Source organism: Gemmatimonadaceae bacterium (genome assembly GCA_036273715.1).
Classification (GTDB): Bacteria; Gemmatimonadota; Gemmatimonadetes; order Gemmatimonadales; family Gemmatimonadaceae; genus JADGGM01.
This window is the reverse complement of record DASUHB010000054.1, coordinates 1-22,141: the sequence shown is the minus strand read 5'-3', so window position 1 is coordinate 22,141 and position 22,141 is coordinate 1. Positions and strand designations below refer to the sequence as shown.

Annotated in this window: 15 protein-coding genes; 4 read left to right on the top strand and 11 right to left on the bottom strand. The window is 67.2% G+C overall.

Features of this window, described 5'->3' with window-relative positions; genetic code table 11:
• Positions 1-6: 6 nt before the first annotated feature.
• On the top strand, positions 7-1,638 hold the full coding sequence (locus tag VFW04_12000; protein ID HEX5180046.1) for a hypothetical protein: 1,632 nt from the start codon (positions 7-9) through the stop codon (positions 1,636-1,638).
• A gap of 19 nt (positions 1,639-1,657) precedes the next feature.
• Here the strand turns inward: VFW04_12000 and VFW04_11995 are convergent, their stop codons facing one another.
• Both VFW04_11995 and VFW04_11990 read right to left on the bottom strand, forming a co-directional pair.
• Positions 1,658-2,728, bottom strand: coding sequence for an acetamidase/formamidase family protein (locus tag VFW04_11995; protein HEX5180045.1), 1,071 nt, complete (start codon positions 2,726-2,728; stop codon positions 1,658-1,660).
• Positions 2,729-2,800: 72 nt separating this feature from the next.
• The gene (locus VFW04_11990) at positions 2,801-4,249 is read right to left on the bottom strand and encodes a methyl-accepting chemotaxis protein (GenBank protein HEX5180044.1); all 1,449 of its coding nucleotides are present in this window, start codon (positions 4,247-4,249) and stop codon (positions 2,801-2,803) included.
• 95 nt (positions 4,250-4,344) lie between these two features.
• Between VFW04_11990 and leuS the strand changes: the two genes are divergently transcribed.
• A complete protein-coding gene (gene leuS, locus VFW04_11985) occupies positions 4,345-6,795 on the top strand; it encodes a leucine--tRNA ligase (protein ID HEX5180043.1) in 2,451 nt (816 codons plus the stop codon).
• Between the two features lie 36 nt (positions 6,796-6,831).
• On the opposite strand, the gene VFW04_11980 is transcribed toward leuS, so the two are convergent.
• Together VFW04_11980 and VFW04_11975 are read right to left on the bottom strand one after the other, a co-directional pair.
• Complete coding sequence (locus VFW04_11980) at positions 6,832-9,720, bottom strand: serine/threonine-protein kinase (GenBank protein ID HEX5180042.1); 2,889 nt, start codon at positions 9,718-9,720, stop codon at positions 6,832-6,834.
• 111 nt (positions 9,721-9,831) lie between these two features.
• Positions 9,832-10,998 (bottom strand): VIT1/CCC1 transporter family protein, encoded by a 1,167-nt coding sequence (locus VFW04_11975; protein ID HEX5180041.1) that lies wholly within the window; start codon positions 10,996-10,998, stop codon positions 9,832-9,834.
• Positions 10,999-11,117: 119 nt separating this feature from the next.
• Between VFW04_11975 and VFW04_11970 the strand changes: the two genes are divergently transcribed.
• Complete coding sequence (locus VFW04_11970; protein HEX5180040.1) at positions 11,118-12,485, top strand: PDZ domain-containing protein; 1,368 nt, start codon at positions 11,118-11,120, stop codon at positions 12,483-12,485.
• A 16-nt stretch (positions 12,486-12,501) separates the two neighbouring features.
• On the opposite strand, the gene VFW04_11965 is transcribed toward VFW04_11970, so the two are convergent.
• The 3 genes from VFW04_11965 to VFW04_11955 form a co-directional block, all read right to left on the bottom strand.
• Positions 12,502-13,287, bottom strand: coding sequence for a hypothetical protein (locus tag VFW04_11965; GenBank protein HEX5180039.1), 786 nt, complete (start codon positions 13,285-13,287; stop codon positions 12,502-12,504).
• Positions 13,287-15,194: a potassium transporter Kup gene (locus VFW04_11960; GenBank protein ID HEX5180038.1), complete on the bottom strand. Its 1,908-nt coding sequence runs from the start codon at positions 15,192-15,194 to the stop codon at positions 13,287-13,289. Before VFW04_11960 ends, VFW04_11965 begins: the two co-directional genes overlap by 1 nt.
• Positions 15,195-15,454: 260 nt before the next feature.
• Positions 15,455-16,084: a PadR family transcriptional regulator gene (locus VFW04_11955; protein ID HEX5180037.1), complete on the bottom strand. Its 630-nt coding sequence runs from the start codon at positions 16,082-16,084 to the stop codon at positions 15,455-15,457.
• A gap of 213 nt (positions 16,085-16,297) precedes the next feature.
• On the opposite strand from VFW04_11955, the gene VFW04_11950 reads away from it, so the two are divergent.
• The gene (locus VFW04_11950) at positions 16,298-17,413 is read left to right on the top strand and encodes an amidohydrolase family protein (protein HEX5180036.1); all 1,116 of its coding nucleotides are present in this window, start codon (positions 16,298-16,300) and stop codon (positions 17,411-17,413) included.
• Between the two features lie 44 nt (positions 17,414-17,457).
• Here the strand turns inward: VFW04_11950 and VFW04_11945 are convergent, their stop codons facing one another.
• The 4 genes from VFW04_11945 to VFW04_11930 all read right to left on the bottom strand — a co-directional run.
• A complete protein-coding gene (locus VFW04_11945) occupies positions 17,458-18,447 on the bottom strand; it encodes a xanthine dehydrogenase family protein subunit M (GenBank protein ID HEX5180035.1) in 990 nt (329 codons plus the stop codon).
• Positions 18,447-20,924, bottom strand: coding sequence for a molybdopterin cofactor-binding domain-containing protein (locus VFW04_11940; GenBank protein ID HEX5180034.1), 2,478 nt, complete (start codon positions 20,922-20,924; stop codon positions 18,447-18,449). The genes VFW04_11945 and VFW04_11940 overlap by 1 nt, the downstream gene beginning before the upstream one ends.
• Positions 20,917-21,432: a (2Fe-2S)-binding protein gene (locus VFW04_11935; protein HEX5180033.1), complete on the bottom strand. Its 516-nt coding sequence runs from the start codon at positions 21,430-21,432 to the stop codon at positions 20,917-20,919. Before VFW04_11935 ends, VFW04_11940 begins: the two co-directional genes overlap by 8 nt.
• A gap of 203 nt (positions 21,433-21,635) precedes the next feature.
• On the bottom strand, positions 21,636-22,141 hold a 506-nt coding region (locus VFW04_11930; GenBank protein ID HEX5180032.1), incomplete at its 5' end, for an FtsX-like permease family protein.

Genomic DNA, 22,141 nt, shown 5'->3' with positions numbered 1-22,141 from the left:
CGATCAATGCCTAACCCAACACGCCGGGGCGTCCGGCGCCTGACCGTCGCGGCGGCCGCCGCGGTCCTCGCGGCCTGCGCCACCGCGCACCCCGCGCCCAACGCGGAGCGCGCGTCCGGCCCGCGCTTCCGGATCGGGTACGCTATCGCCATGCCCGACACCATCGGGCACCTGTACGAGATCCAGATCGACATCGGCGGCGCGTTAGGCGATACGCTCCGGCTCCAGATGCCGGTCTGGTCGCCGGGCCGCTATGCGCGCATGGACTTCGCGCGCAACGTGCGCGACGAGTCGGTGCAGGACGGGAACGGCCGCGCCGTACGCTTCGATCGCGAAAACGGCTCGCTCTGGCGCATCTATCCCGCCGGCGCGACGCACGTCACCGTGCGCTACCGCGTGTTCGCCGACAACCTGTCGGGCACGTTCAGCGTCCTCGACACCGCGCACGCCAACTGGAACGGCGCCTCGCTCTTCATGTACGTGGTGGGGCACAAGCCGGACTCGGTCTCGCTCGCCGTGACGCCGCCCAACGGATGGCACATCATCAACGGCGCCAGCACGTCGCCCGACCAGCGCCAATTCCGCTTCGCGAACTACGACGAGATGATCGATACACCCACCGAAGCGGCCAAGCACTTCGACGTCGACAGCTTCACCGTGGACAACCGGCTCTATCGCGTCGTCGTGCACCACAACGGGTCGCAGAACGGCTACCACCAGGGCTTCGTCAGTGCCGTCGAGAAAATCGTGCGCTACGAGAACACCGTCATCGCGCCGCCGCCGCTCACCATGTACACCTTCCTGTTCAACGTGGGCTACGACGGCAGCGACGGGATGGAGCATCTGTACTCGACGCAAATCCAGACGCGCGCGCCATGGACCGATTCATCGGCCGTGATGGCGACGATCTCCGACGCGGCGCACGAGTACTTCCACACGTGGAACGTGAAGCGCATCCGGCCGATGCTGCTCGGGCCCTTCGACTATTCCTCCGAGCGCTATGAGCCGAGCCTGTGGGTGGCGGAGGGTTGGACGCAGTACTACGGCGAAATCGGACTGCTCCGCGCCGGGATCGTCAGCAAAGACGACTACTACCAGACGCTCGCCCACGTCATCGACGCGAACCTCGAGTCCCCGGGTCGCAAAGTCGTCTCGGCGCGTATGGCGTCGTTTCTGGCGCCGTTCTGGGATGGCGCGGCGACGCCGATGCGCGTCGACCGCGGAAGCTTCTTCTCGTACTACACCAAAGGCGAAGGGCTCGCGCTGCTGCTCGACCTCGACATCCGGGCGCGGACGCACAACGCGAAGTCGCTGGACGATGCGCTGCGCGCGCTCAAGCGCATGACCTGGGACGCGCCTAACGCAAGCTACTACCTGCAGGGACGCGGCTACACCGAAGACGACGTTGTGCGCGCCGCGAGCGCGGCGGCCGGCGCGGATCTCACGCCGTGGTTCGACCGATACGTGGGCGGTGTCGAAGATCCGCCGTTCGCGGCGTCGCTCGCCCAGGCGGGCTTGCGCTTGCAGTCACAGTCCGGGCCGCACGGCGTCGAGTACACGGTGGTGGAGGATCCGAACGCAACCGCCGATCAGCTCCGCGTGCGGCACGGATGGTTGACCGGCACGGTCGGTCCCTGAGCGTCGACGCGGCGCCGCATCAGGGGCCGGCGCCCGTCGCTGCCGCAGGCTTGAACGTCGGTCCGGCAATCGTCTTCGGGATGGTCATGTACACGCACATGTTGCCGTCCACCAGCTCGGCGATCTTGAGATCCGCGGCGACGCTCGCCAGCGCGTAGGCCTTGTCGTGCGGCAGGCCTAACTGCTCGCCCAACAAATCGACCATCTGCTGCACGGCGACGCGCGTCGCTTGCGTCAGATCCTTGTCCATGCCCATCGTCATGAGCTCGGTAGGCGTCTCGCCCCGGGGCCACTCGAAGTGGAGATCCTTGCGCACGATCACCTGGAACCGGCCGGTGAGCGACGTCTCGATCGCCGTCTGATCCACCTCGCCGTCGCCCTGAGCCGCGTGGCCGTCGCCGATCTCGAGCAGCGCACCCGGCGCGTGCACCGGGATGTACAGCGTGGTGCCGACGGTGAGCGAGCGGTTGTCCATGTTGCCCGCGTGCGTGCCCGGCGGATTGCTCGAGAGCCGGCCCGAATCCGGCGGCGGCGCGTCGCCGATGCTCCCGAAAAAGGGACGCATCGGGACCCGAATCGTCGAGTCGATCGTCGCGATCATATGGACGGTGTCTAACGGAATGATCTGCGAGTGGTGCGGTGGCCCGCAGTTCTGGGGCAGGAACCCGCTGCATCCATTGTATGCGTACGCGACCGGGAACGAGATGCCGAGGATGCGCACCTCGAGCACGTCGCCGGGTTCCGCGCCGTCGATGTAGATCGGGCCGGTGAGGATGTGTCCACCGGGACCCTTGTCGGTCACCTTCGTCGTGATGTCGCGCAGCGACTGCTGTACTTCGTTAGGCGGAAGGCCCGCCCGCTCCAGACCCTGGGGCGAGTTCGTGATCAGCGTTTCCACTTCCACGGTGTCGCCGGACGCGACGCGGAGCACCGGTTTCGCCGCGGCGCTGTAATAGCCCCAGGCGACGGTGGTCGGCGTCGCTGCCAGATGGTGAAAGTGCGGCCGGGACTGCGCGGCTGCGGTCGACGCAGAAAGAACGACAGCCGGACAAAGCCCGACTAGAACGGACAGGGCCGTTGAGACGCGCATGTGGACTCGCGGGTGGGAGAACCGCGAGGAAGTTACGCGGCGTCGCGCGCGGCCAACAGCCGCGGGCGCGACTTACGCGGGAGAGGGCGCGACGTCGACGGCCGGTTGTACGGCGACGCCTCGGCTGCGCCGGCGCACGGGCTCCGGTGGCAGGGCGATTTCGTCGAGCCGGAACGCCGAGATCTGGGCCAACAATTTCCGCGATGCATCGGCCAGAGCGGCCGAGGCGGCAGCGATCTCCTCCGCGCCAGCGCTCTGCTGTTCGGTGGATGCGGCGACCTGTTCCATGGCCGCGGCGAACGACTCGGTGCCACGCGCAAGGTGCTCGAGGCGTATGGTCGATTCGGCAATGAGCTCGCGCGACTGGTTCGCCGCCTGCTCGATCGCATGCGTCCAACCTTCGGTCTGCGCAACCGCGCGTTCGACCTCAGTGAACGACGACAGCGCCCGTTCGGTGGCCTCGCGGACGCTGGCGACGGTGGCGGCCGTGCGGCGACTCGACTCACGGGACGCTTCGACCTTGCTCAACAGCGACATGACCATCTCTTCGGTGCGCTCGGCCGCGCTGTTGGAATTTGCCGAAAGCTTGCGAATCTCGCTGGCGACGACCGCGAAGCCTTCGCCTTGCTCGCCGGCGCGCGCGGCTTCCATCGAGGCGTTGAGCGCCAGCAGCTTGGATTGGCGCGCCATGCGGCGGACGAGCGTGACGAACGAGCGGATCTGCTCGAACGCATTCACCAGGTCGGCGGCGGCCGCCGCGGACGACTCGGCTTCGGCGGCGAGGCTGCCTAACGCAGCTTCGCTGGCGTCGAGTCCCGCCCGGTTGGCGCGCGCCAGGGCATGGAGCGCGTCGTTGCGCTCCACCCCTTCGTGCGCGCCGGCGGACAGTTGGTCCGCGATGCCGGAAAGGGTCGATGCATCGGCTGCCGTGCGCGCGATCGCCTGCGCCATCTCGGCCGCCTGAGCGCTCAGCTCGCTCGACGTGTGCGCCATCTCGCCCGCCGCCGTCGACATCTGCTCCGTGCCCGCCGTGATCTCCGCCGACTGCGCGGCCGTCTGTTGGGCAGACTCTCTGAGGATGCGCACCAGACGGCGGAGCTCCGCGATCATGCCGCCGGTGGCTCTGCCCAACCGACCGAGCTCGTCGTCCTCGCCAATGGGCGCGATGTCCACGGCAAGATCGCCTGCGGCGACGCGCTCCGCCGCTTCGGCGAGCAGGGCCGCCGGTTCCGTCACGCGACGCGACACGTAGCGGCTCAGGTAAATGAGCGCGAGCTCGACGATGCCGAGCATGATTGCCGCTCCGAGCAGAATCGATGTCTCCGCGCCGTGCAGATGGTCGAGCGGCTGGCCGGCGAGCGTATTCCGGATCCAGTGATCCGCCACCAGCGCGAACACCGACACGACGCACAGCGCGAGCGTGCCGCCGCCGGCGACAATGCGCCGCTGCACCGAGCGCACGCTGCGCCCGAGTGCAATGGTGTCGGCGTCGAGTGTCGCGCGCTTGTGTGCGATGCTCATGGGGCTAGATTTCCGAAGGCCGTACATATCACGGGCGTTGCTTTCACTCCGAGCCGTTGGACCATGCCCGTCCCTCGTCCGCGGCGAGACGCAACATGACTTCGTCCACACCCAACTCCACGGCCGCGGGCCACGCGAGTTACGATCCGGGCGCCATCGAGCAGAAGTGGCGGGAGCGGTGGCGTGCCGAGCGAACCAACTCGCCCGATCTCACCGGCGCGGAGCGTCCGTACTACCAACTCATGATGTTCCCGTACCCGTCTGCCGAAGGCTTGCACATCGGCAACGTGTTCGCGTTCACGGGCAACGATATTCATGGACGATTCCAGCGCCTCCAGGGACACACGGTGTTCGAGCCGATCGGGTTCGACGCCTTTGGCATCCATTCCGAGAATTACGCGCTGAAGGTCGGCATCCATCCGATGGAGCTGATCCCGCGCAACATCGCGAATTTCCGGCGCCAGCTGCGCCGCGTTGGGCTGATGGTCGATTGGTCGCACGAGCTGTCCACCACGGATCCGGCGTACTACAAGTGGACGCAGTGGATCTTCCTCCAGCTGCTCGAGCGCGGGCTCGCCTACCGCGGTAAGGCGGCGGTGAACTGGTGCCCGTCGTGCAAGACGGTGCTGGCGAACGAACAGGTCGTGAACGGCGCGTGCGAGCGGTGCGGCACGCCGGTCGAGCAGCGCTATCTCGAACAGTGGTTCTTCAAGATCACCGAGTACGCGCCGCGGCTGCTCGCGAATCTGGACTGGATCGATTGGTCGGACACCACGAAGACCGCCCAACGGAACTGGATCGGCAAGTCCGAAGGAGCGGAGATCGACTTCGCGGTGGCGGACGCCGACGCATCGATTCGCGTCTTCACGACGCGGCCCGACACCATTTTCGGCGCGACCTACGTCGTGCTCGCTCCCGAGCATCCGTTAGTCGACGCCGTCACGTCGCCGGCGCAGCGGGATCAGGTGCGCGCGTATGTCGAGCGCGCGGGCAAGCGCGATCTGGTGGCCCGGAAGGTCGGCGATCGTGAAAAGACCGGCGTGTTCACGGGCGGCTACGCGGTGAATCCGGCCACGGGTGCGCGCATCCCGGTGTGGGTGGCAGACTACGTGCTCATGGAATACGGCACCGGCGCCATCATGGCCGTGCCGGGTCACGACGAGCGCGATTTTGCGTTTGCGCGCGCGTTCGATCTGCCGATCGTGCGCGTCGTCGCCGCGCCGGGCGACGATGCGGCGGCGCCGCTCGCCGAGGCGTACACCGACAACGAAGGCGGCCGTCTGGTGAATTCGCCGCCGTTCGATGGGCTCACCACGACCGAGGGCAAGGCGCGCATCGTGGCCTGGTTAGGCGAACGCGGCCGCGCGAAACCGACGGTCACGTATCGGCTGCACGACTGGACGATCTCCCGGCAGCGCTATTGGGGTCCGCCGATCCCGATCATCTACTGCGACGCGTGCGGCATGCAGGCGGTGCCGGAGAAGGACCTGCCGGTGCTGCTGCCGCCGATTACGGACTTCCGTCCGGACGACAGCGGCGTGTCTCCGTTAGCACGGCACGAAGAGTGGTACCGCGTGCCGTGTCCCGAATGCGGCAAGATGGCGCGGCGCGAGACCGACGTGTCGGACACGTTCCTCGACAGCGCGTGGTACTTCCTGCGCTATCCGAGCACCGAGTTCACGGACGTGCCCTTCGACGCCGGCCGCACGAAGCGGTGGCTGCCGGTGAACATCTACATCGGCGGCAACGAGCACGCCGTGCTCCACCTGCTGTATTCGCGGTTCATCACGATGGTGCTGCACGACGCAGGGTACCTGGATTTCGAGGAACCGTTCACGCGATTCCGTGCCCACGGGCTGCTCATCCGGAACGGCGCGAAGATGTCCAAGACCAAGGGCAACGTCGTGAACCCCGATGAATACATCGAGCGGTGGGGCGCCGACACGATTCGCCTGTACCTCATGTACATGGGACCGCTCGAGGAAGGCGGCGACTTCCGGGACAGCGGCATTTCGGGCATGCGCCGGTTTCTGGACCGGCTCTGGGCGTCGGCGCACGAGATGCGCAGCGACGGCGTGCCGGACGATGCGGTGATACGCAAGCTGCACCGCGCGATCCGCAAGGTGACGGAAGACACGAGCCGGCTGGGCTACAACACGGCAATCGCGGCGATGATGGAATACATGAACACGCTGCGCGGCGGGGAGCGCGTGCCGCACCGCGCCGAGGTCGAGCCGCTGGTCCAGCTCGTGGCGCCGTACGCCCCGCACATCGCCGAGGAGCTGTGGGAGCGGTTAGGCCACACGGGAACGGTGTTCTCGTCGCGGTGGCCGGCGTTCGATCCGGCGCTGGCGGCGGAAGACGAGATCGAGCTCGCCGTGCAAGTGAACGGCAAGCTGCGCGGGACGGTGCGGGTGGCGCGGGACATCGCGCAGGATGATGCGCTCGCCGCGGCGCTGGCGGTTCCTTCCATTGCGAAGTTCGTCACCGGGACGCCGCGCAAGGTGATCTTCGTGCCCGGCCGGCTGCTCAACCTCGTCGTGTGACGCCGGCCAGCGCCTAACGGAACGCCGGCCGCGGGCTTACTTGGTGGTGTCGAGCAGCGAGCGGCCCGTGCCGATCTCGGTGGTGAGGCGCCGGATGCCATCGCGCGCCTCGGTGACCACGGGGACGAGCACCGAGTCCGGCGATCGCCACACCTTGGTGACCCACGTATAGGCGTCGAGCGCCTCGGCGCGTTTGCCTAACCGCTCCAGCAGGTGCGCCCGGAGCAATTCCGTCGGCACGCTGAGCGGCGAGCCGAACGTGATGGTGCGCGTGGGCAGCAGGCGGAGCGCCTCGGCGCGGCGTCCGCTGTCCGCGAGGAGTTGGGCCTGGGCGACGCGCGCCGGCGCGCACTCGACGGCATCACACAGCGAATCCGGGATCGCGGCCAGGAGTGCGAGCGCCGCGGCCGAATCGCGCCGCGCCAGGGCCAGATAGGCGGGCACTTCGCGTTCGCCTAACGAGAGCAGGGCGGCGTCGGACGGCGGGACGCGGACGCGCGCGATCGTCTCGAGCGCCGCCGCGGCCCGGCGCAGACTGCCCGAGTCGTGGGTGGCGCCCCACCACGGAATCGCGTACACGAGCTGGGGCGACGGGTGCGACAACAGCGCCGTCGCTTCGGCAGCGGCCGTGTCGCTCGGAATGAGCCCCGCGAGCGCCGCGCTGAAGGCGAATACCGGCCGCCGTCCCTCATCGCCTTCCGCCAGCGCGCGACGCACGTGTCCGCGCATCGCCAGCCGCAACGCGAGCACGCGCTCCACCGTGGCAGAGTCGTACGACAAACCAGGGGGATCGCGTCCCGGCGCGCTCAGGCGTGTGAGCGCTTGAATGTCCCGCTCGGCGAGGTCGGGCCACTTGTCGAGGAGAAAGTGCGCTTGGAGCAGCTCAGCGGGCGATGCAGCCCGCAGTGCACTGTCGCGCGCTGCCGCCGCCACGCCCGGCGCGACGAGCGCCCGAACCATGCGAACGACGTTGGCCTCGGTTCCGATCGAATCCACTGCCAGATACGCCTGCGCGTAGCGTAAGGCGCGGCCGGAGTCGTCGAGTGCTAACGACTCCTCGATGGGATGGATGTACGCGGGCGCGAGCTGCGAGTCGCCGGCGATCGCGCGATCGAAGGCGTCGATGATTTCCTGGCTCGTGAAGTAGTGCCCGGGCACGTGTCCCAGGTGCTCACGCAGCTCGCCGGTGAGGTACCAGACCTCGGGATCGTTCGGGTAGCGCCGGATCAGCGCGTTGTCCAACGCCGCCAGCGTTGCGCCGGTTCCGCCGTCTCCGGTCACGCCCACGAACGCGACGATGAGGCTGTCGCGGGGCGACAATCCGTGATTGAGTCGCCCGGCGCGCGCCCGGTCGGCTACGGATTGTTCGTCATTGGCGCCGTCCTTCCATCCATGCACGAAACTGGCTCGCAGCCAGGCGAGCGCGAAGTTGGAGTCGGCCGCGATGGCCCGGTCGTACGCCGCGGCGGCCGAATCCCAGTTGGACGCGCGGTACCACTGCTCGCCTTGCAGGTAGGCCTTGATCGCGGTGAGCGACGACGAGCCCATCGATCCGCCTAACGATACCGCGATCCGCCGCACGCGGCTCAGGTTTCGCAGCAGCCGTACGCTGAGCGAGTCGCACAGGCGGTCGATGTGGGACTGGGCGTCTTCGGCGTCCACGTCGCCGATCGACCGGCCCGTCGACACGTTGACGAGCGTGGCGCTCACGTGCACCGAATCCGTGCCCGATCGTGAAATCGATCCGTAGACCGCCAGTCCGGCGCCGGTCTTTCGGCCTAACGCTACCGCGGAACGGCGATCCGCCCGCCCGGACCAGTGCCGGATCACGGTCGTCGGCGCGACGCTGCTCAGCGGGCCCGCCCCATCGAGGTTGCGCGACAGCACGTCGACCAAGCCCTCGTGCCAGAGCGACAGCCCGTCGTCCAGGACGTCGAACGGCGCCACCGCGATCACGTCGGGATCGACGCGCGCCAGGTGATGCGTGCGCCAGTACCACGTGATCGCGCTGCCTAACGCAACGATCACGCCCGCCGCGATGCCCAGCACCACCGGCGTGAGCGCGCGCGGCCGGCGGGGCAGCGGACCGGCCCCGGCCACCACTGCGTCCCGGAACTCGCCGGCCGTCGCGAACCGGTCCGCCGGATCCTTGGCCATCGCCTTCGTGATCGCGCGCGCGAGTCCGACCGGCACCTCGGGACGCACCTGGTGCAGGTCCGGCGGCGCGTCGCGAAGATGCGCCGCCAGGACGGACTGCGCGTTGGGACCGCTGAACGGCGGCACGCCCGCCAGCATCTCGTAGCCGACCACCGCCAGCGCATAAATGTCGGCCCGTGCGTCGATGTGCGTCTCACCCGACGCCTGTTCGGGCGCCATGTAACCCGGCGTCCCCACGCCGAGGCCGGTCCCGGTTAGGCGCGCTGCGCCCTGCGCCGTCACGATCGCCCGCGCCACCCCGAAATCCGTGAGCGCCGCGTGGTCGCCCTCGAGCAGAATGTTCTCCGGCTTCACATCGCGATGCACGACGCCGCGATTGTTGGCGTACTCGAGCGCGTCCGCGATCTCGTGGAGAATCCGCACCGCCTCCGCCACCGGCAGCGGCCGCTCGTGCGTCAATCGGTGGCGCAGCGACTCGCTCTCCGCGTACGGCATCACGTAATACAGCAGATCGTCGCGCGCGCCCGCCGTCAGCACCGGCAATATGTGCGGGTGCCGGAGATGCGCTGCCATCTCGATTTCTTGCTTGAATCGCGCCGCGCTCACCGCGCTCGCCTGCTCGGGCGGCAGCAGCTTCACCACCACGCGGCGCTTCAACCGCTGCTCCGTGGCGAGAAAGACCCGGCTCATGCCTCCGCCACCGAGCTCTCGCTCTATGACGAACGCGTCACCGAGGGCCTGTTGCAGTTGGGCCTGTGATGAATCCACGGACGCGATGGAACATGTGGAGGACGCGCCAATATGAAGCGCACGTCCATCGACTGAAAGACCAGAATGACTCGTGATGCTGCGGATGCGCGGCTGGTTGCGGGCTCGAGCTCAGTGCATCGTGCGTGCCACCCATTCGCCCACATAGAATCCGGTCACCGCAACACCCAGTCCGACCACGAACATGTCCAGGCCGGATCGCAACACACTGCGCCCCGTGAACACCGACCGCGCCGCGCCAACCAGAAAATGCGACAGCATCGCGATGACGAACGACGCGATCATCGCATCGAGTCCCCGCATGACGAGAAACGGGAACACCGGAATGAACGCCCCGACCGCCGTCGCGAGCCCGGTCACCCAGCCTTCGCGCAATGGTGACGCAGCTTGCTCTCCGATCTTGAGCTCTTCCTGAACCTGCTCCTCGAGCATCCGCTTCGGATCGCTCATCACGGATGTCGCGAGCTCCTGCGCCGCCGTCCGCTCCATGCCCTTGGCTTCGTACATGAGCGCCAGCTCATCGCGCTCGATTTCGGGCATCAGCTCGACTTCGGTGCGCTCCATGGCGATCTCGTGCTCGTACACTTCCTGTTCGCTCTTCGCCGCGAGATAGCCGCTCGCGCCCATCGACAGCGCATCGGCAATGAGTCCGGCGATACCGGCGAGCACTACAGTCTCGTGCGCCTGTCTTGCGGTCGCGCCGATCATTCCCGCGACGAGCCCGAAGTTCGCGGTGAGCCCGTCGTTGAAGCCGTAGACCACGTTTCTGAGAAAGCCGCCCGATTCGGCACGGTGCCACGGCTCACCGGCCCGACCCGCCATCTCGCCCAAGGTGCTCGCGTGCTCGGCCGATTCGCGGGCTAATAGGAGCGCTTCGCCCTTGCCGGCGCCGCCCGATGGAAGCGAGCGGTGCATGGACAGGTAGCCGCGAACTTCGCGACCTTCTTCCGCGAGCAGCATCGGCAGCAGAAAGCGCGGACCGAATGTGCGTCCAAGGATCGCGAGCAGTCGCGCGCGGGCGGACGGGACGAACGGCTTTGGCGCGCGGCCAGCGCGTCGCAACAGATCGGCCCAGATGGTGACGTGCCGGTCCTCGACCTCGGCCAACCGCCGATAGAGGTCCTGTTTCGGCGCGTCGCGCTCGGCATCGGCCAGGGCGCGGTACAGAAACGCCGCGTCCGCTTCATCCTGCCAGTGATGCTCGAAGGCGTCCAGATCCTTGCCTTGCGGCGCGGTCGACGGTGCGGGCGGCGGCGTCCGGCCAACTGCGGTAGACATGGGGCGAAATATCGCAGTGGCCGGTGTCCAAGGGAATGCAGGAGGGCAACCGTCCTCGGGGCCCCGGTGACTCATCCGGTGCAGGTCCTACTTCTACCCGGCCCAGGAGCGTTTTCAGTATGCGACCAACACATCTCGTACTCGGCGCCGTCGTGGTGCTGGGCAGCGCTGTCCCGATTGCGGCTCAGGACCAGCCCTCGAAGGCGATGACGGTGGTCCGGCTGTCGAGCAACGACAACGATGACCGCGCCGCGTTAGGCATTACCACCGGCGCCTCGGGCAAGCGGGACACGCTCGGGTTGTTGATCGAGAACGTCACGCCTGACAGTCCCGCCGACAAGGCGGGCTTGCTCGAGGGCTATCGCATCGCGTCGATCAACGGCGAGAACCTGAAGCTCGCTCCCGGCGATGCCGGCGAGCCCGACATGGACGGCATCATGACGCGCCGCCTCGCGCGCGAACTGGGGAAGGTGAAGGCGGGCGACGACGTCACGCTGCAGGTGTACGCCGATGGCGCCTACAAGACCGTGAAGGTGAAGACGGCCGCACTCGAGGACGTCACCGTGCGTCCCGTGCGCATGTCGTCCGAAGACTACGACGACCGCGCCGTGGTTGGCATGAGCCTCGATGGCGGCGGCAGCACGCGCGACACGTTAGGCCTTCTGGTGACGCAGGTCGAGAACGACGGGCCGGCCGACAAGGCGGGCATCGAGGAAGGGAACCGCATCGCGTCGATCGACGGCGTCGACCTGCGCGTGCCCGCCGATGAAGCGGTGGGCGGCGAGTTGTTAGGCGCGAAGCAGCGCCGCTTCTCACGCGAGCTGCAGTCAAAGAAGGCCGGCGACGAGGTCACGATGCAGGTGTACGCGAACGGCGCCACGAAAACGGTGAAGGTGACCACGGCCCGCGCCGCCGACGTGTACAAGGACAGGGATGGACGCCGCCTGCGGATCGGTTCCTTCGATGGCGCCACCTGGATCGCGCCCGCGGCGCCCATGGTGCAGTTGCGCGGCCTGGAAGAATCGATGCGCCCCATGCAGATCGAGATCGAGGACGCCAAGCGCGCAGCCGTGGACGCTCGCGCCCTCGCGCTGCGCCAGGAAGACCTGGCGAACGTGCAGTCGCGCCTCGCGGCCGTACGGGCTCGCCTCGCAGCCAGCGCGTGGGACGATGCCGGCGCCATGGGGAGCAACGGCTGGCTGAGCGGCGGTCCGGGCAGCTCGGTCATGATTGGCGGGCTGCGCATGTCCGTGGTGAGCCCCGAGCTGAGCAGCTATTTCGGCAAAGGCAGCGAAGACGGGCTCCTGGTCCTCGATGCGACCGAAGATTGGCACCCGCTGCAGGCCGGCGACGTGATCGTGTCGCACAACGGCAAGTCGGTGCGCGACGGCGACCATGCATCCATCTCGATCGACAGCGATGAGGACAACACGTTCATCGTGTTGCGCAAAGGGTCGCGGCTGACGCTGCACGTGAAGGCGCACTGACGAGCGCCCGGGCGCCTCACCAGAGGCGCCCGATGTTCCACGTGCCGCCGGCGTAGAGCGCGTGCGGCTGCGGCCCGTCCAGCGGCAGGATCACGCCGGTATCGACTTCGGCCCAACGCCTAACGGTAAAGACCGGACCCGTGAGCAGGGCCACGATCGGCGCCGAGCCATGCGGTCCGCCGGTGCCGGGCAATCCGTACACTTCCGCCGTCCAGCCGAGCACGCCGCGAACCGGCGTGCCCGCCGACACCGTCCACAGCGTGGCGTCCCGCGATGCGTGCGCGGTGCTCGCGCGCCGCGTATACCCCGCATTGATGTCGAGCTCCACCGGTCCCAATTGGTGGCTCGAGATCAGCGTGATTTTCGCGTCGCTGGAACCGGTGCCGGTGCCGTCGCGCACGCTGCCCGTTGGTAACTCGAGCGCGGGGAGCACCGCAAACGAGCCGAGCACCGGGAGGCTGTCGGCGATGCGCCATTTGAGCGACACGGTCACATCGCCGCCCGCCTCCCGCGCCGGGCCGATGCTCGTGTTGCGCACCCAGGCGTCGCTGAGCTCGAGCTGCAGACGCGGTGCGACGCCGATCTTGAGCGACACCGGAGTGCTCAACGCGTGCACGCCGGCATCGAAGCGGTCCAGCTCGACGCCCGCCTCGAGCTCGATCCAGCCCGGCCAGACGGTGTACGCGTGCGTCGCGACCGTGGGTCGCTCGGGTTGGGCGTCGTGCGGATCGGCGGCCTCCTGCGCCGGCGAGCGCGCCGCGACGAGCGCGACGGCTGCCGCCACGAGGTGCGCGCGGCGCATCAGAACTCGATCTGGGCGCCCAGCTCGACGACTCTGTTAGGCGGAAGCCCGAAGAATTGCGTGGCGGCGCGCGCGTTGCGCCCCATGAACACGAAGAGCTTCTTGCGCCACCGCGCCATCGGCGTGTTGCCGGTCGGGATCAGCTCTTCGCGGCCGAGATAGAAGGACGTCTCCGCCTGCCGCGCACGCAGCCCCAACGCTTCGCACCGCGAGAGAATCTCGCGCACGCTGGGCGTCTGCATGAAACCGAAGTGCGCGATCGCCCGGTAGAATCCTTCGCCTAACGGATCGAGCCGCAAGCGCTCGGCCGCCGGCACTTCGGGGACGTCCGCCGTCAGCACCGACAGCAGAACCACCTGCTCGTGCAGCACCTTGTTGTGCTTGAGATGGTGCAGCAGCACCACCGGTGCGCCGCTCGTATCCGAGGTCATGAATACCGCGGTGCCCGGAACGCGCGGCGGTTTGCGGCGGCGCACGTCCTCCAGGAAGAGGTCGATCGGCAGACTCGCGCTGCGCAGCAAGTCCTGGAGCAGCGTGCGTCCACGCTTCCACGTGGACATCATGATGTACAACACCACCGCGACGACTAACGGGAACCAGCCGCCGTGCTCCACCTTCACCGCGTTCGCGACGAGGAAGGCGACGTCGATGACGAGAAACACAGCCAGAAAGGCGCCCGCCCGCGGCAACGACCACTTCCACTCATCATGTGAGATGAAGAAGAAGAGCAGCGTGGTGATCGCCATTGTGCCGGTGACCGCGATGCCGTACGCCGCCGCCAGCGCGCTCGATGACCGGAAGCCGAGCACCAGGCCGATACAGCCGACCATCAGGGCCTTGTTCACTTCGGAGATGTAGATCTGGCCGGCCTCGTGCTTCGATGTGTGCGTGATCGTCACGCGCGGCGAATACCCCAGCTGCATGGCTTGCTGCGTGAGCGAGAAGGCGCCCGAAATGAGCGCCTGCGACGCGATCACTGCCGCCGCCGTCGCGAGCAGGACCATGGGGTAGAGCAGCGGCTGGGGAACGAGCCGGAAGAACGGGTTGGTCGCCGCGCTCGCATCGCGCAACAGCAATGCGCCCTGGCCAAAGTAGTTGAGCAGAAGGGCCGGGAACACGAGCACGAACCACGCGGCGCGAATGGGACGCCGACCGAAATGCCCCATGTCGGCGTACAGCGCCTCGGCGCCCGTGAGCACGAGGACCACCGCGCCCAACAGGAAGAACCCCTGCCACCCGTTCTCGGCGAAGAACCGGATCGCGTACATCGGGTCGACCGCCAGCAGAATCGCCGGCTCTTTCATGATCTCGGCCACGCCTAACGCGGCGATGCTGGCGAACCACAACAGCATCACCGGGCCGAACACCTTGCCGATGCGGTCGGTCCCATGGCGCTGGAACAGGAACAACACGAACAGCACCAGCACGCTGAGCGGTACGACCATCTTGCCGAACACGGGCGTGGCCACCCGCAACCCTTCGATCGCGCCGAGCACCGTGATCGCCGGCGTGATGACGCCGTCGCCGTACAACAGCGCTGCGCCGAACAACCCGAGCGTGATGAGGACCGCGACCGGCACGATGCCCACGCGTCCGCGCAGCCCGCGCTGGATGAGCGCGAGCAGCGCGAGGATGCCGCCCTCGCCTCGGTTATCCGCCCGCATGATGAACGACAAATACTTCACGCTCACTACGAGCGTGAGCGCCCACACGACGAGTGACAGTGCGCCGTACACGTTGGGCGCCGTCGGCGCTATCCCGCTCGACGGACTGAAACACTCCTTGATCGCGTACAGCGGACTGGTCCCGATGTCGCCGAAGACGACGCCGAGCGCTGTCAGCGACAGGATCGCAAGCTTCCGCCCTCGCGGGCGCTCTTCGATCCGTTCGCGATCAGGACGGGCCAAGAACGTCCCGCTGAACGATCCGGTTGTCGTTGGAGAAGCGCTTCCCGCGCCCGCATCAGCCGGCGCGTGTGCACCGGAGCGGGCTGGTTCAGCGGCCATGTAGAAATCTGAGCCTTGACATACACCCTGCGGTCGCGAAGAACGTAAGGCGACCACTCGTGTGGATCGGACCAAAAAATCGGGTCGCGGACTAAATCCGCGACCCAGAGCCCGCCTTGGAACTTAGCGCAAACGACCGCGCAGTCCAGCGTTGCAGGTTACTAGCCTGCGGTTCCCGATGCCCCAGACGACCCAGCGGCACCCCCGGAACGGGCGATCTCGTCGATTTCCTTGCGCGCGCGGTCGAGCGCGTCGCGGATCCTGCGGATCTTGTCGGCGTCGGACGTGTTGTGCCACGCCATGCTGTAGGTGGCGCGAGCCAGCTCTTTGAACGCCCGGTTGACCTCGGTCATCGGTGGTCCAAAGAAGCTCGTGCCGAACTCCGAAATCCGCTCGAAGATGTCCTCGACTGTCGATTTGTTCTCGGCGAGGTAGGTGCGTCCTTCGGGCGTGATTTCGTAGATCCGCTTGCCTCCCTCCTCCTGTGTTGCGCGGGCGTAGCCCATGTCCTCGAGCATGGTCAGCGTCGGATACACGGTGCCGGGGCTGGGCGCGTACGCGCCGCGAAACCGCTCCTCGAGCTCCTTGATGATCTCGTAACCGTGGCGGGGCTTCTCCTCGAGCAGCTTGAGGATCACGTACTTGAGATCGCCCTGCTCGAACATGCGCCCGCCCCTGAAACCGCGGCGGCCACGCGGCCCGCCACCGCCCCAAAACCAGCCCATGACGCCGGGGTCAAAGCCCCGTCCCGCACCAGCCCATCCTTTAGCGCCCCAGTGGTCGTGACACATAGGTAGCCTCCATCCCAAAGATATGTCGTAGATATATCGACGGACTAAGATATGTCGCCCGATATATCTTCGCAATACCCTCGCGAAGGTTTCGCCGAGCTCATCTATAAGATGAGGTCGCTGTTGGGGATCATCCCGTTCACACATCCCGTTGCGCGACCGTTTGTCGTAGAGTTGAGAGCCTTTTTCGATCCAGCGAACGGGAGGGCGCGAATGAGGTCCCTCGACGGCAACAGCGTGATTACACGACGTCGGCTGCTCCAGCGCGCCGCCGGAATCTGGGCATCGTGCGGCGTATTGTCATTTGTCAGTGCCGAGAGAACCGAGGCCCGCCTAACGAGTGCAAATGACGCAACGTCCGACTCGGTCTCGTCCGGCAAGATTGCGTTGGAAGAGCATTTTGTCGTCCCGGAGACTCTAGCCGCGAGCTATGGGGCGCTGGGTAGCGCCGAATTTCAAAGGCGGTTGGCCGATATTGGAAGTGCGCGAATCGCCGAGATGGACCGAGGCGGTTTGGACGTTTGCATTCTTTCGCTAGTCGGGGACGGCATCCAGGCAATTCCGAGCATTCCCGAGGCGATTCGCGTGGCGCGGCGCGCGAACGACCATCTCGCCGAGCAGATCGCCAAGAATCCGAAACGTTTCAAGGGATTTGCTGCGCTACCGCTGCAGGATCCGCAGGTTGCGGCTCAGGAGCTAACGCGCTGCATCAAAGAACTGGGATTCTGTGGGGCGCTCGTCAACGGATACTCGCAGATCGACACGGCGGAATCCACCGTGTTCTACGACCTGCCGCAGTACCGTGATTTCTGGGCCACGGTGCAGGAGCTTGATGTTCCATTTTATCTGCACCCGCGATCGGCATCCGCCGGCGAACCGGCTTACGAAGGCCATCGTTGGTTAATCAGCTCAGTATGGGGATTCGCGGCGGAGACTTCGGTCCATGCCCTCCGCCTCATGGGCAGCGGATTGTTCGACGACTATCCGAGGCTCAAGATTATTCTCGGTCACCTGGGAGAAGGGCTCCCCTGCAACATCTGGCGTATCGATAACCGCGTATCGCGAACATTGGGAGCCAAGCCGAGCGCCAAGCGTCCCATTGGTCACTATTTGCGAGAGAACTTTTACATCACGACGAGCGGCAATTTTAGGACGCCGACGCTGATCGAAGTCGTGGCCGAAGTCGGCGCCGACCGCGTCCTCTACTCGGTGGATTTCCCATTCGAAGACACGGCCATCGCGGCAGACTGGTTTGATCACGCCGCGATCAGCGATTCGGACCGTGAAAAAATTGGGCGTGGCAACGCACAGCGGCTATTTCACATTTAGGTCGGCACGTTCGACGCGAATGCGCCGTGCAATGAAATGGTCGACTACGACTGCGACGCTATTTCCTCCAGCGCCTTCGTCACGTACACCCGGACCATCTCTTTGCGCCACGAGAGCGTGAAGTCGGTGTTGTCCATCGGTTTTGCCGGCTTGAACGACGCGTCGGCGGCGTCGGCGATCGATGCGGCATCGAGCGGCCGCCCAACGAGCGCTTCCCGCGCTGCCGCGATGCGCATCGGATACGACGCGACGGCGCCGAGCACGATGCGCGCGTCGCGGACGGTGCCGTCGGGAAAGAAGTCGACGCGCGCGGCGACGCCTAACACCGGAAAGTCGAACGAGCCGCGGCGCCTGAGCTTCACGTACGAGGCGCGCCACGCGCCGACCGGCGGCAGCACGTACCAGACGAGCAGCTCCTCCGGCCGCTTGGTGAGATACTGGATGCCATCGTTGTGGTAGAGGTCTTCTGCCGCCACCCGGCGCACGCCGCCGCCACTGGCCAGCATCACCGAGGCGCCTAACGCAACGGCGACGGGCGCTCCATCGGACGATTGCACCGCCCAGCAGCGCGGGCTCGACGGTGCGACCCAGCAGATCCGCCCATCCTTCTTCATGCAGAAGTCGATCGCTTTGCGCCACTCGTACGTCTGGTCGTAATAGTTGCAGCGCGTGTCGAGCAGCAGGTTGCCGCCGATGGTGCCCATGTTGCGCAGCGGCGGCGTGGACACGAGCCCGGCCGCGGCGGCGACCGCCGGATAGTGCCGCCGGACGATCGGATCCGCCGCCAGCTGCGCCAGCGTGACGCAGGCGCCGATGCGCAGGCCCAGCTCGGGACCGCTGTGGATTTCCCGCAGCGACTCGATGCCCGCGAGCGAGATGACGTGCCGCGGCGTCTGCTGGCGCCGCTTCATGTTCGGGTACAGGTCGGTGCCGCCGGCCACGTACATCGCGTCGCTGCCTAACTGGAATCGCGCACCGAGCGCGTCGATCACCGTTGGCGGCGAGACGTACTGGAATCGCGGAAGGCGCAGCATCAGCCTGCCCGGCCCGGTCCGCCGACCTCGCTGTGCGGCCGATGGTCCGCCTCGCGTCCGTCGCCGCCCTGGGCGGGCGTCCGGATGAGCGTCGGTTCGGGGAACGCATAGTCCGGGAACGACGATGGTCCGTAGCGCGGCTCTTTGCCGCGCGTCTTGTCGCGCAGTGCGCGCAACACCGCGTGCGGCGCGCACGGCACTTCGTCGATGCGCACGCCGACCGCGTCGTAGACCGCATTGGCCACCGCCGGCGGAATCGGGAGCAGGGGTCCCTGTCCGACTTCTTTCGCGCCGAATGGTCCGCCGGGCTCGGCCGCCTCGATCAGATACGACTCCACGTCGCACATCTCGAACGTCGTCGGCGACTTGTACTCGAGCATACTCGGGTGGTGGTGCACCAGGCGCCGCTCGGCGTCGCGGTAGGTCATCTCCTCCATCAGCGCTTCGCCTAACCCCATGTACACCGAGCCTTCCACCTGTCCGATGGCGAGGAGCGGATTGATCGCCTGGCCGATGTCGTGCGCGATCCAGACTTTCGGCACCCGCACAATGCCGGTCTCCGGTTCTACCTCGACTTCGGCGACGGCGCAGGAGTACGAGTACGCCGGGGATGGCCCGACGCCGGCGCCCTTGTAGCGGCCCGGCGACCGCGGCGGCGTGTACGAGCCCACCGCGCCGATCGCGCCGTCGCGCGTCTCGGCGAGCTGCACCGCCTCGGCGAACGAGACGCCGCGGCCGGCATCCTCGGCGTCGAACACGCGGCGATCGGCGAACACCAGGCGATCGGCCGGGATGCCTAACCGTTCGCCGGCGGCCCTGGCCAGCAACGCGCGGGCGCGCTCGGCGGCCTGGATGGCGGCGTGGCCCATCATCATGGTGACGCGGGACGAGTAGGAGCCGAGGTCCACCGGCGTCAGGTCCGTGTCCCCGGTCACCACCCGGATGTCTACCGGCTCGATGCCTAACACTTCGGCCACGCAGTACGCGAGCACCGAATCGGAGCCCTGCCCGATGTCGGTGCTGCCGCAGAAGGCGGCCACGCCGCCCGACCGGTCGAGCTTGAGCTGCACCGACGAGTGGGGCATGCTGTTCCAGTAAATCGGCAGCCCCGCGCCGGAGATGTAGGATGAGCACGCGATGCCGACGCCGCGCCCGAACGGGAGCTGCCTGAACTTCGCGTCCCAGCCGCTCGCGCGCACCACGGTTTCGATGCACGGCCCCAGCCCCATAGACCCGATGCGCAGCCAGTTCGCGGTGATGCTCTGGGGCGGCTGCAGCATCCGCATCCGCCAGGCCGCCGGATCTTCGCCTAACTGTTCGGCGATCTTGTCGAGGTGGCACTCGAGCGCGAACCGCGGCTGCGGCGTGCCGTGGCCGCGCTTCGGTCCGCACGGCGGCTTGTTGGTGAACACACGCGCGCCGCGGAAGCGATAGGTGGGCACCTGGTACGTGACCGTCTGCAGCGCGCCGGTGTAGTACATGCTCGCCACGCCGTACGACCCGTATGCGCCGCCGTCGAGCACCGACGAAAAATCCATCGCCACGATGCGCCCGTCGCGCGTCACGCCCGTCTTGATCCGCATGAGCGTCGGATGCCGGCCGCGATGGCAGTAGAACACTTCCTCGCGCGTCAAGCAGATCTTCACCGGACGTCCCGTCCGCCGCGCGAGCTCCGCAACGACGATCTCGTGATTGAACGGATCGGATTTGCCGCCGAACCCGCCTCCGTTAGGCGTCGCGATCACCCGGACGTGCGCCGGCGGCATCTGCAGCACCTTGCTCACCGCCCGGTGCACGTAGTGCGGGGTCTGCGTGCTCGTCCACAGCGTCAGCCGCCCGTCCGTCGACCACTCCGCCATCGCCGCGTGCTGCTCCATCGCCAGGTGCGTGTTCCCCTCGTAGAAGAACACGTCCTCGCGCACCAGGTCGGCCGTGCGCATCGCCTCGTCGACGCCGCCGAAATCGAGCGCCACGTGCTTGTGCACGTTGCCCTCGTCGGCATAGTCGTGGATCTGCGGCTCGGGCGTCGTCAGCGCTTGGTCGATCGAGCCGATGGACGGCAGCGCCTCGTACTCGACGTCGATCAGGTCGCACGCCGCGCGCGCCGTGTCCTCGTCCACGGCGGCCACGGCCGCCACCGGATCGCCGACGAAGCGCACACGGTCGATGCACAGGGCGTGTTCATCCTGTGTGATCGGCAAGATGCCGAACGGGATCGGAAGCGCTTCGCCGGTGAGCACCGCGACGACGCCCGCCAGTGCGGCGGCGCGCGTCGTGTCGATGCGCACGATGCGCGCGTGCGGCAGCGACGCGCGCAGCAGCGTGCAGTGCAGCATCCGGGGCAGCACCAGATCGTCGGCGAAGCGCAGCGCACCGGTCACCTTCGCCGCCGCATCCACCTTCTGACGCGGCGTGCCGATCACGCGATAGGCGCGCTTCTGCTGCTCCGCCTGAGCGGCCGTCAGATCGTTAGGCATCGGCGCTCCCGGCGCGGTCCGCCGCCAGCTCGACCGCTTCGAAGATCTTGAGATACCCGGTGCACCGGCACAGCGTGCCGCTCAACGCGTCGCGTATGTCCTCGCGCGTCGGGTGCGGCGTGCGGTCGAGCAGCGCCTGCGCCGTGAGCAGCATTGCCGGCGTGCAGTAGCCGCACTGCGCGGCGCCGAGCTCCGCGAACGCGCGCTGCAGCGGACTGAGCGAGGGACCGCTCGCCAGACCTTCCACTGTCGTGATCGCGCGATCCGTGGCGGCGATCGCGAGCACGAGACAGGAGAGCACGGGCTGTCCGTCGATCAGCACCGTGCACATGCCGCACTCGCCCAACTCGCACCCGTGCTTCGTGCCGGTGAGCAACAGATCCTCGCGCAGGACCTCGAGCAGCGTCTTGTGCGGCGCGATCGCGGCCTCGCGGGTTTCGTCATTCACGACGAAGCTCGCGTGTACGGTGCTGCGCGCGGGTGGCTCGATGGAAATCGGATTCGACACGGAGCGATGGCCTGGTAGCGAAGCGGCCGCCTCGTGCATCGTGGCGGCCGATACTCTCAGGATGCGCGTTTCACGCCGCCTCACGCAAGTGACGGCGCGCGAACCAGTTCGAGCTTCAACAAATTTCGCGGCGACGGACACAAAAAATGGCCCGCGCCGGAACCTGTAGCGCGGGCCACCACCTGCGTTCGTCGATCGAAAATCTATTCGTATCGCAACGCAACGATCGGATCGAGTGTCGCCGCCCGCCGCGCCGGCCACACGCCGAACACGATGCCGACCATCCCCGAGAACACGAATGCCAGAATCACCGACCCGCTGGACACGTCAGTGTTCCAGTGCATCACGCGGTGCAGCACCGACGCGCCGCCGGCGCCGAGCATCACGCCGATCAATCCGCCCAACAGGCACAGCACCACCGCTTCGATGAGAAACTGCAGCAGGATGTTGAGCCGCGTCGCGCCAAGCGCCTTGCGGATGCCGACCTCGCGCGTGCGTTCGGTGACCGAGACGAGCATGATGTTCATGATGACGATGCCGCCGACTACAAGCGAGATGGCAGCGATGGCAACCGCGACCGCGCCGAAGTAGCCAGTGACGGTGGCAAGCAGGCCGGCGAGCGCGTTCGAAGTTTCGATGCTGAAGCTGTCCTCCTCACCGGGACGGTCGTGGCGCAGGCCGCGCATGATGAGCCGGGTCTGATCGACGG

Excerpts from the sequence above, each read along its gene's own strand:
- VFW04_11990 (HEX5180044.1), bottom strand. The coding sequence starts at position 4,249 with ATGAGCATCGCACACAAGCGCGCGACACTCGACGCCGACACCATTGCA.
- VFW04_12000 (HEX5180046.1), top strand. The coding sequence starts at position 7 with ATGCCTAACCCAACACGCCGGGGCGTCCGGCGCCTGACCGTCGCGGCG.
- VFW04_11950 (HEX5180036.1), top strand. The coding sequence starts at position 16,298 with ATGAGGTCCCTCGACGGCAACAGCGTGATTACACGACGTCGGCTGCTC.
- VFW04_11945 (HEX5180035.1), bottom strand. The coding sequence starts at position 18,447 with ATGCTGCGCCTTCCGCGATTCCAGTACGTCTCGCCGCCAACGGTGATC.
- VFW04_11970 (HEX5180040.1), top strand. The coding sequence starts at position 11,118 with ATGCGACCAACACATCTCGTACTCGGCGCCGTCGTGGTGCTGGGCAGC.
- VFW04_11940 (HEX5180034.1), bottom strand. The coding sequence starts at position 20,924 with ATGCCTAACGATCTGACGGCCGCTCAGGCGGAGCAGCAGAAGCGCGCC.
- VFW04_11965 (HEX5180039.1), bottom strand. The coding sequence starts at position 13,287 with ATGCGCCGCGCGCACCTCGTGGCGGCAGCCGTCGCGCTCGTCGCGGCG.
- VFW04_11975 (HEX5180041.1), bottom strand. The coding sequence starts at position 10,998 with ATGTCTACCGCAGTTGGCCGGACGCCGCCGCCCGCACCGTCGACCGCG.
- VFW04_11995 (HEX5180045.1), bottom strand. The coding sequence starts at position 2,728 with ATGCGCGTCTCAACGGCCCTGTCCGTTCTAGTCGGGCTTTGTCCGGCT.
- leuS (HEX5180043.1), top strand. The coding sequence starts at position 4,345 with ATGACTTCGTCCACACCCAACTCCACGGCCGCGGGCCACGCGAGTTAC.
- VFW04_11955 (HEX5180037.1), bottom strand. The coding sequence starts at position 16,084 with ATGTGTCACGACCACTGGGGCGCTAAAGGATGGGCTGGTGCGGGACGG.